The 10074-nt window shown below is 39.0% G+C and carries 7 protein-coding genes and 2 tRNA genes; 5 read left to right on the top strand and 4 right to left on the bottom strand.

Features of this window, described 5'->3' with window-relative positions; all coding sequences use genetic code 11:
* Positions 1 to 82: 82 nt before the first annotated feature.
* A complete protein-coding gene (gyrA, locus tag H3Z82_RS07780) occupies positions 83 to 2650 on the top strand; it encodes a DNA gyrase subunit A (protein ID WP_182204452.1) in 2568 nt (855 codons plus the stop codon).
* Between the two features lie 24 nt (positions 2651 to 2674).
* Positions 2675 to 3949, top strand: coding sequence for a tetratricopeptide repeat protein (locus H3Z82_RS07785; protein WP_182204454.1), 1275 nt, complete (start codon positions 2675 to 2677; stop codon positions 3947 to 3949).
* 53 nt (positions 3950 to 4002) lie between these two features.
* On the opposite strand, the gene H3Z82_RS07790 is transcribed toward H3Z82_RS07785, so the two are convergent.
* Positions 4003 to 4752, bottom strand: a complete 750-nt coding sequence (locus H3Z82_RS07790; RefSeq protein ID WP_182204456.1) for a C40 family peptidase — start codon at positions 4750 to 4752, stop codon at positions 4003 to 4005.
* Between the two features lie 138 nt (positions 4753 to 4890).
* Complete coding sequence (locus H3Z82_RS07795) at positions 4891 to 6069, bottom strand: acetyl-CoA C-acyltransferase (protein WP_182204458.1); 1179 nt, start codon at positions 6067 to 6069, stop codon at positions 4891 to 4893.
* A 130-nt stretch (positions 6070 to 6199) separates the two neighbouring features.
* Here H3Z82_RS07795 and H3Z82_RS07800 point away from each other — a divergent pair, with 130 nt between their 5' ends.
* The 3 genes from H3Z82_RS07800 (at position 6200) to H3Z82_RS07810 (ending at position 8521) form a co-directional block, all read left to right on the top strand.
* Positions 6200 to 8245 carry an HD family phosphohydrolase gene (locus H3Z82_RS07800; protein WP_182204461.1) on the top strand — a complete coding sequence of 682 codons (2046 nt, stop codon included), beginning with the start codon at positions 6200 to 6202 and terminating at the stop codon, positions 8243 to 8245.
* Positions 8246 to 8340: 95 nt separating this feature from the next.
* Positions 8341 to 8424, top strand: a tRNA-Ser gene (locus tag H3Z82_RS07805).
* A 19-nt stretch (positions 8425 to 8443) separates the two neighbouring features.
* Positions 8444 to 8521, top strand: a tRNA-Pro gene (locus tag H3Z82_RS07810).
* A 158-nt stretch (positions 8522 to 8679) separates the two neighbouring features.
* Here H3Z82_RS07810 and H3Z82_RS07815 read toward each other — a convergent pair.
* On the bottom strand, positions 8680 to 9600 hold the full coding sequence (locus tag H3Z82_RS07815) for an ISAon1 family transposase (RefSeq protein WP_220459144.1): 921 nt from the start codon (positions 9598 to 9600) through the stop codon (positions 8680 to 8682).
* A gap of 55 nt (positions 9601 to 9655) precedes the next feature.
* Positions 9656 to 10074: ISAon1 family transposase N-terminal region protein (locus tag H3Z82_RS19525; protein ID WP_317172434.1), on the bottom strand; the 419-nt coding region annotated here is incomplete at its 5' end.

The following is a 10074-nucleotide window of genomic DNA, read 5'->3' on the forward strand; positions in this document are numbered from 1 at the left end:
GCATTAAGACTCGTAAAATGGTTATCTTAGCACGCCCGAGTGTTCGGGCTGAAAATCTACAAAATATCTAATTAATTTATATATGACAGAAGGAGAAAAATTGATTCCTATCAACATTGAAGATGAAATGAAATCGGCTTACATTGATTATTCAATGTCGGTCATTGTGTCACGTGCGTTACCGGATGTTAGAGATGGTCTTAAACCTGTGCACAGACGAGTGCTTTTTGGCATGCATGAACTCGGGATTAGATCTAACACCGCCCATAAAAAATCAGCAAGAATTGTTGGAGAAGTATTGGGGAAGTACCACCCACACGGTGATACGTCCGTTTATGACACCATGGTGCGTATGGCTCAAGAGTGGAGTTTGCGTTATATGTTAGTGGACGGCCAAGGAAATTTTGGTTCCGTTGATGGCGATAGTCCAGCAGCAATGCGTTATACAGAAGCACGGATGCGAAAGATATCTGAAGACATGTTGGCAGATATTGAGAAGGAAACAGTAGATCATAAACTGAATTTTGATGATACACTTCAAGAACCAACAGTTTTACCGACCCGTATTCCTGGACTTTTGGTCAATGGCGCTTCTGGTATTGCGGTAGGTATGGCTACAAACATGCCGCCTCATAATATTAGTGAAGTGGTTGATGGAATCATTGCCTACATCGATAATCATGATATTGATATTGATGAATTGATTACACATATCAAAGCTCCAGATTTTCCAACGGGAGGAACAATTTACGGCTATGATGGCGTAATAGAAGCCTTCAAGACAGGCCGTGGACGGATTGTTATGAGAGCAAAAGCCAATATTGAAGAGGTGCAGGGTAGAGAATCAATTGTGGTTACTGAAATTCCGTACCAAGTCAATAAGGCCGATATGATCAAGAAAACGGCAGACCTGGTCAACGAAAAGAAAATTGATGGCATTTCAATGATACGCGACGAGTCTGACAGAAACGGAATGCGAATCGTTTATGTGTTAAAGCGTGATGCCATTCCTAATATTGTTTTAAATACCTTATTTAAATATACAGCATTACAGTCGTCATTCAGTGTCAACAATATTGCACTTGTAGATGGTCGTCCACAGTTATTGAACTTAAAGGAGATGATTCATCATTTTGTTGAACACAGACATGATGTTGTTGTCCGAAGAACGACGTATGAACTTCGTAAAGCAGAAGAGCGTGCTCATATATTGGAAGGACTTATCATTGCTTCAGATAATATTGATGAAGTTATTGCCTTAATTCGTGCATCATCCAACGCTGATGAAGCTCGCGAAAAATTGATTGAACGTTTTGAACTTTCAGAAATTCAAGCAAAAGCCATTGTTGAGATGCGTTTGCGTCAATTGACTGGTCTGGAGCAAGATAAATTGCGTTCGGAATATGAGGCTCTGATGAAAACCATTGAAGATTTGAAGGATATTCTTGACAAAAAAGAGCGTCGGATGGAAATCATCAAGGATGAACTGGTAGTTGTTAAAGAAAAGTATGGCGATGAGCGTCGATCTGTAATTGAATATGCAGGAGGCGATCTGAGTATTGAAGATATGATTCCTGATGAACAAGTGGTCATTACCATTTCTCATGCGGGGTATATTAAACGTACGTCGTTGACAGAATATAAAACCCAACATAGAGGAGGGGTAGGCCAAAAGGCGTCCACTACACGTAATGAGGATTTCTTGGAGCACTTATTTGTAGGTACCAACCATCAGTATATGTTGTTTTTTACTCAAAAAGGGAAATGTTTCTGGATGCGTGTCTATGAAATTCCTGAGGGTAGTAAAACCTCTAAAGGTAGAGCCATACAAAATCTTATCAATATTGAACAAGACGATAAGGTAAGAGCATTTATCTGTACCCAGGATTTAAAGAATGAGGATTATATTAACAGCCACTACGTCATTATGGCAACTAAGAATGGCCAGGTTAAGAAAACATCCTTAGAGCAATACTCACGTCCAAGAACCAATGGTATCAATGCCATTACTATTAAGGACGACGATATTTTATTGGAGGCAAAACTAACAACTGGCAATAGTCAGATCATGTTGGCTTTAAAATCAGGTAAGGCTATCCGGTTTGAAGAGGCCAAAACCCGCCCAATGGGAAGAAATGCTTCTGGAGTACGTGGTATTACCTTAGCAAACGAGAAAGATGAAGTGGTGGGGATGATTACTATTGAGAACCCAATGGAAGAATCTGTTTTGGTGGTTTCCGAAAATGGCTATGGTAAACGTACATATATTGATGACCCTGAAGATGGAGAAGCAATCTATAGAATTACTAACAGAGGTGGAAAAGGTGTAAAAACCATTTCTATTACTGAGAAAACAGGTGATTTGGTTGCCATTAAATCGGTTAGCGATGAAGATGACTTAATGATCATCAATAAGTCAGGAATTGCCATCCGTATGGCGGTTAACGATTTACGTGTTATGGGCAGAGCTACCCAAGGGGTCAAATTGATTAATTTAAAAGGAAGTGATTCTATTGCAGCAGTCGCCAAAGTGATGAAGGAGGAAGAAGATCTACTAGTAGAAGAAGGATTAGATGAGACCATTGAAAATGCGCCCGATGAAGAAAACGGCACAACTCTTGATAATTTAGACGACGAAAACAATAATTAACACTTAAAATTAAAATAACTAAAAATGAAAAAACAAATCATTATCGCTTTGGCACTTTTAGTAAGTTCTTTTTCCTTTTCGCAAAAAAGGGAAATCAGAGATGCTGAAAAAGCTATAAAGAAAAGTAATTTTGCAGAGGCAAAATCTGCAATTAACGCTGCAGAATCCTTAGTAGGAAATGCGGATGATAAATTAAAAGCCCAGTTTTATTACGTAAAAGGACAGGCATTTTATGCCAATGGAACCGGAACCGACGCTGATATGGATGTTGCCATTGAAAGCCTAAATAAGGTAGCGGAAGTAGAAGGGAAAAACGGAAAGTACTCTAAAGATGTTCAGGAAATTAAACAAGGAATGATCAATTCGTTTTTGACCAAAGCAAATGCAGCTTTAGAAAAAAAGAATTTTTCGGCGTCGTCTAGCGGCTTCGAAAAAGCTTATAAAATGTCAAAATCAGATACCTTGTACCTTTATTATGCGGCAGCAACCGCTGTTAACGGTGAAGATTACGAAACGGCTTTAAAACATTACGAAGAGCTTAAGAATTTAGGCTATGTTGGTGTTGAAACCGAATATATTGCCACCAACAAAGAAACCAATGAGGAAGAGGCATTTCCATCTAAAGCTATGATGGATATTTCTGTTAAGTCTGGTACGCATGTCGCACCAACCACTAGGAAAACAGAATCAAAGCAAGCTGAAATAGTTAGAAATGTTGCATTGATTTATATGAATCAAGGTAATGATGAGAAGGCTCTTGAAGCAATGAAAGATGCTCGCGCAGCAAATCCTGATGATGCAAGCTTAATCATTTCAGAAGCGAATATGCAATTGAAAATGGGCAATAGAGATAAATTTAAAACTCTAATTGAAGAAGCGCTGATCAAAGATCCTAACAATCCAGAGTTATTATTCAACTTAGGAATTGTTGCAGCAGAGGGTGGAGAAGTTGAAGCGGCCAAAGGTTATTATGAGAAAGCAATCAAGATCAAACCAGATTACGCCGATGTTCATAACAACATGGCTGTATTGATCTTAAGCCAAGAGCAGGCCATTATTGAAGAGATGAATGCCCTTGGAAGTTCTGCGGCGGACAATAAAAAGTATGATGAGCTTAAAGATGAAAGATCTAAACTTTATGAAGAAGCGATTCCTTATTTGGAAACAACCCTTAAGTTGAGACCTACAGATTTGCAAGCAGCAAAAACCTTAGTCAATATTTACAGTGCCTTGGGTAATACAGCAAAACAAAAAGAAATGAAAGCTAAAGTTGATGCTTTAGAAAGTGGTCAAAATTAAAATTGACTTCTTAATAATACAAAAAGTGCTATCTGAATTGGATAGCACTTTTTTTATATAATTTTTTTAATCACCCGAAGCTTGTGGGTATGCATTTTTAGGTCGGTATTATAAATCCCCGAATGATCCAAGCGGTCAATACGTACTTTGCCGTTAACATGAATGATGTAATTATCGGACATAATAATGCCAACGTGCACAATTTGTCCTTCGTTATTATCAAAAAAAGCCAAATCTCCTGCTTCACTTTCCTCAATAAAACTTAAGGCTTCCCCTTGTTTAGCTTGTTGTTCTACGTCGCGGAACAGATTATAACCATTTAGCTTATAAACCATTTGTGTCAAACCCGAGGCATCAATGCCAAAAGGGGTTTTGCCACCATATAAATAGGGAGCGTTACGATAGAGAAAAGCAGTTTCAATTAGTTTTGATTTCTGCTGAGTGCCTTCAACACTCGTTCCGTCAAACAAGTGTTCAAGATAATCCAAGGCGGAAAGTGAAGATCCTAACGGAATTGTGAGTAATTGATTGTTGTTGTCTTGAACGAATTCTATTAAATCGGCTGAAAGTTTTTGCGATCTCTCGGTCAATCGATGATATTCAGACTCTGGGAGCTCAAGAAATTGGTTGTTGTGCATCCATCCTTCATATTGATCATGATCCAAACGGATTTTACTCCATTTTTTTCGACGTTCAATCACCTTGAATATTTCACCATATAACACCTGAGACACGAGCTCAGTTGTGTCAGACGGTTCAATTCTTAAGGGAACAATACTTAAATTGGCAATTCCGTAGGTCATAGAGGCGATAAGGGCTATTGACTGTTTTTATTGATTATTGGGCCTCGACAACCTAATAATGTAAGATGATAAAATGCTGTAATTGAAAAAAAGTCCATCTATAAATACTAAGAAAAGAATCTATATAAATACGTTTTTTTATGGGCGTTCTATAACCATTGCTGAAGCACCGCCACCACCATTACAAATGGCTGCTGCTCCAATTTTAGCATTGTTTTGTTCCAGTACGTTCAACAGTGTGATAATAATCCGAACTCCTGAACAACCTAAGGGGTGTCCTAGAGATACCGCGCCTCCATTAACATTAACATTGCTGTCATCCAATCCTAAAATTTTCATATTGGCCAATCCAACGATCGAAAAGGCTTCGTTAAATTCAAAATAATCGACGTCATTTAACGAGATTCCTGCCTTATCCAGTGCTTTCGGTAAAGCTTTGGCGGGAGCCGTAGTAAACCATTTTGGCTCTTGCGCGGCATCGGCATAACTTCTAATGATGGCTAATGGTTTTAAGCCAAGTTCATCGGCCTTTTCTTTGCTCATTAAAACAACTGCACCAGCGCCATCATTAATAGTGGACGCATTTGCAGCAGTGACGGTGCCGTCTTTTGTAAACGCAGGTCTTAATGCCGGAATTTTATCCATCTTGACATTGGTATATTCTTCATCTTTTGAAACAACAATAGCGTCGCCACGACGTTGAGGAACTTCCACGGGAACAACTTCATTATCAAATTTACCAGCATCCCAAGCTGCTGCTGAGCGTTTATAAGACTGTATGGCAAAGGCATCCTGATCTTCTCTACTGAACTTATATTCAATAGCACATTCATCAGCGCAAACACCCATGGCATTTTCATCATAGGCATCTACCAAACCATCTTTTTGCATGCCGTCAATTAAGGTAGCTGGTCCAAATTTGGTACCTGTCCTAGCGTGTAAGTAATGGGGAATCAAACTCATATTTTCCATTCCACCGGCAACAATAATATCTGCATCACCTAGCGCAATAGCTTGAGCAGCTTGCATCACGGCTTTCATCCCAGAGGCACATACCTTATTGACCGTAGTACATGGCACTGTATTAGGTATACCGGCATAGATGGCAGCCTGACGTGCAGGAGCCTGTCCAGTTCCCGCTTGTACAACATTACCCATGATTACTTCTTGTACCAAGTCAGGTTTAAGGTTAATTTTATTTAAAGCACCTATTATGGCAACAGCTCCTAATCTTGGTGCAGGAATTGTAGATAAGGCACCTAAAAAACTACCTATTGGAGTTCTTGCTGCGGATACAATGACGACTTCTTTACTCATTTTGAATGGGTTTTGATTTGAATGATGCAAAATTAAACATTTTTAAATTGATTTTGGAATGAAACCTGACGTTAAACCTACAAATCCCTTAATATTTTATTACTTTTGAAAGACAATTGATGCGACTTTGATGAAAAACATTATAAACAAGTGGTATAAGAATCATTCACTTATTTACAAAATCCTTTTATTTATAGGGACTACTTTTTTAATTGTTTATCTCTTTCCGAAAAGTGGTAAGTTCAAGTACAATTTCGACAAAAATAAACCATGGCAATCTGAAAACCTTTATGCGCCTTTTGACTTTGCCATTCAAAAGTCTCCCGAAGAATTACAGAAGGAAAAATCTAATATTGTCAAGGAAAGTGCAGTGTATTTTGATCTTTTGGAAGAAGTTAAAGATTATGTATTTGAAGATTACAACACAAAATTCAACGCTACATTCGACGACTCATTAGGCAGAAAAAAAACGGAGTTATTTAGAATTGGTAGATCTGTCTTGAGCGAGATCTATAAAAATGGCGTCTTGGAAGAAGATTATAATTATCCCAACGATAAGAATGTAATCTTGTTGGATGGTCAAAACCAGATTGCCTCCACTACTTACTCTGAGCTTTCTAAAATAGAGGCTTTTAGAGGATTATTGGAAAAACAACTTGAAGATCGTGGCAATGCAAAGTTCAAGGCAGTTTTTGTCTCAATGTTTTTTGATCTGATTGAGCCTAATCTCAAGGTCAATAAGTCTATTACTCAGAATGCACTAAACGAAGAATTGGATAAAATTTCTTCAACACGAGGTAATGTTGAGAGAGAAACTCTGATTATATCTAAGGGCGAATTGGTTGAAGGTCATAAATATGACATCTTAAAATCTTTGGAGTCAGAATATGAGTCTCAAGTATGGAGCGCTTCAAACTACACATGGGTGGTAATTTCCTATTCCATATTAGTGGCCTTAACTTTATTGATGCTGCTTTTGTTTCTAAGAAAATATAGAAAAGAAGTGTTTTTAGATAATACAAAAGTGACATTTATATTTTTCAATATTCTGTTAATGGTTTTACTGACAACCCTCATTGTCAATTATAATTCCAAATATGTTTATGTGGTGCCGCTATGTGTGCTTCCACTTGTACTAAAAGCGTTTTTTGATGCGAGATTAGGATTGTTCTCGCATGTCTTGACGGTACTCCTATTGGGCTTTATAGTCCCAAACAGTTATGAATATATGTTTTTGCAAATCATAGCTGGTATTGTCACTATTCTTACCGTTTCTGAATTGTATAAACGGGCCAATTTATTTATTTCGGTAGGGCAAATTACCCTTATTTATATCATTACCTATTTTGCATTCTTTGTGATTCATGAAGGAAGTATCGCCACGCTCAACTTTGAGGCTTTCGGAATGTTTATATTGTGTGGCTTGGCAACCCTTTTTGTGCAACCACTTATCTATATTTATGAAAAGTTGTTTGGATTGGTGTCAGATGTTTCTCTGTTGGAACTTTCAGATACCAACACTAATTTATTGAAAGAATTGTCAAATAAGGCACCAGGCACATTTCACCACAGCTTAAATGTGGCCAATTTAGCTGAAGCTTCTGCTAATGAAATCGGTGCTAATGCCATGTTGGTTAGGGTTGGGGCGCTTTATCATGATATTGGGAAAATGAAAAACCCGACCTATTTTACTGAGAATCAATCCACGGGTATCAATCCACATGACGAATTGTCACCGCGAGAAAGTACTAACATTATTTTTTCGCATGTCTTGGATGGGATTGAAATAGCAAAGAAGAACAATCTGCCGGACCGCGTTATTGATTTTATCAGAACGCATCATGGCACCAGTGTGGTATACTATTTTTATATGAAGGAAAAGGAGTTGGATATTGCGACAGACATTGAAGATTTTAGATATCCAGGTCCAAAACCGTTTAGTAAGGAAACGGCAATCTTGATGATGTGTGATAGTGTAGAGGCAGCCTCTAAAAGTTTGAAAGACCCGTCATCCACTAAGATCAATCACTTTGTTGAAAACATTATCAACAAACAAATGGAGGACGGGCAGTTTTTAAATGCCGATATTACCTTCAAAGAGATTGAATCGATTAAGAAAATATTGAAAAATAAATTAGCTAACATCTTCCATCTCAGGATAGAATATCCAGAATAAAAAATTCATTATAAAAAGTCCTTAAAATAGTTGCTTTCTTTGGAATGAAGGGCTACATTTGCATCCGCATTTAGAAGATGTTCTTTAACAAAATAGGAGAGGTGCCAGAGTGGTAATGGAGCAGATTGCTAATCTGTCGACGCGAAAGTGTCGCCAGGGTTCGAGTCCCTGTCTCTCCGCAATTTTTAGATAACCATTCGGGGTGTAGCGTAGCCCGGTTATCGCGCCGCGTTTGGGACGCGGAGGTCGCAGGTTCGAATCCTGCCACCCCGACCATTAAAAGCCTACAAAATCTATGATTTTGTAGGCTTTTTTTATTTGCAGCGTTGCCAACGCAGTTGAGCATAAGCATGTAAATAAAAAAAGACGTAAAACCGCTCTTCGCGGTTTTAGGCTTTTAATGGATCAAGTCAAAAAGTTGTGGGATTTTAGGATTATGCATAAATTGTTGTAAGTCTGTACAGGAAGAATTCCATGTTTCTAACCCCTCTGAACTGCGCTCTAAAAGCTTTTATTTTTGCATTGAACGATTCTGCAGAAGCGTTGGTACTTCTGTTGTCAAAATAGTTCAGTATATTTTGATAATGGATTGACATGGTTCTGGAGATGGTATTAAAGCTTTTAAATGCCGCCTGTCTCACTTTTTCATCCCACTTTGCCAATCTTATGAGAGCCGATGTCTTGTCCTTTGTGTTGTTGAATATCCAGGAAAGGTTCTGACATAATTTATATGCTTTTTCCAGATCGGGATAGCGTGCAAAGAGTATTGCTGCCCTTTTTTGTTGATTATCAGTCCACTTACTGCTTGCTTTGTAAAGTAGATATCTGCTCCTGGCCAATAACTGTTTTAACGTATCCTCATTGGGCAATAACTCCGGAGTGTATTTTGTGGATTTGGTCCTGGCGTTTTCAATGGCGTCATTTTCAGCATCCAGTGCTTCCCACCTGTGCTTGATCCTGATCTCCTGCAGTGCCTCCAGTGCCAGTTTCTGGACATGGAAACGGTCTATGACCAAGGTTGCCTCGGGGAATGATCTTCTAACGATCAGACCCATGTTCCCGGCCATGTCCAAGGTGACTTCCCTGACCGTTCTTCTTTGTTTTAAAGGGATCTGCTGCAATACCCTTATAACATCCTCTGCCTTGGTGCCCCTGACCATGGCCACTATGGCCCCCTTTTTTCCCTGGGCGTTTTTATTGGTCACTATGGTATATAGTTCTCCATTGGAAAAAGCGGTCTCATCAAGGGATAGGTAGCCTCCAAGGTTTTGTGGGAAGAGGAGCCATTGCTTTGCATGCGCTTTCTGGTCCCAGGTCTTAAAATCGCTTAGATAGTCCTTGTACTGCCTTTGCAGGTTCCTGGGACTGACGCCATAGAACTTGGCAACAAGCGATGTGCTCGAGGCATTGTTACTGACGGATCTGTTTTAAAAAAGTAGCAAACTCACTAGTGATCCTAGTTCCTTTTGCTACCAATTGCCAATCTCTGGTTACCACTGTACCCGTGTCCCGGTCAACCCATCTGCGACGTATGATGTGCAGAAAGACGTTCTTTCCACGTATAGGAAAATCCTGAACCGTGGCCTCAGGGAAGAATCCTTTGGAATGAAGCCTAATGCCACTGTGTCCCTCGGGGACGGTGTTCAGTTCCGTAAAATAAAAGTGGAGCTCTTCGCCTTTGACCTCGTGTTTTTTAAGATCAAAATAGGTCACAAGAACTTCGGGGAGTAATAAATTGGCAATAGATAATAGTGAATCTGAGGACATAGAAAATTTTTGTTCCAAAGTTCTTTTATTTTTCCTTACTCCACAACTTTTTGTGTTGACCC

Source organism: Gelidibacter maritimus (assembly GCF_014062315.1).
Classification (GTDB): Bacteria; Bacteroidota; Bacteroidia; order Flavobacteriales; family Flavobacteriaceae; genus Gelidibacter; species Gelidibacter maritimus.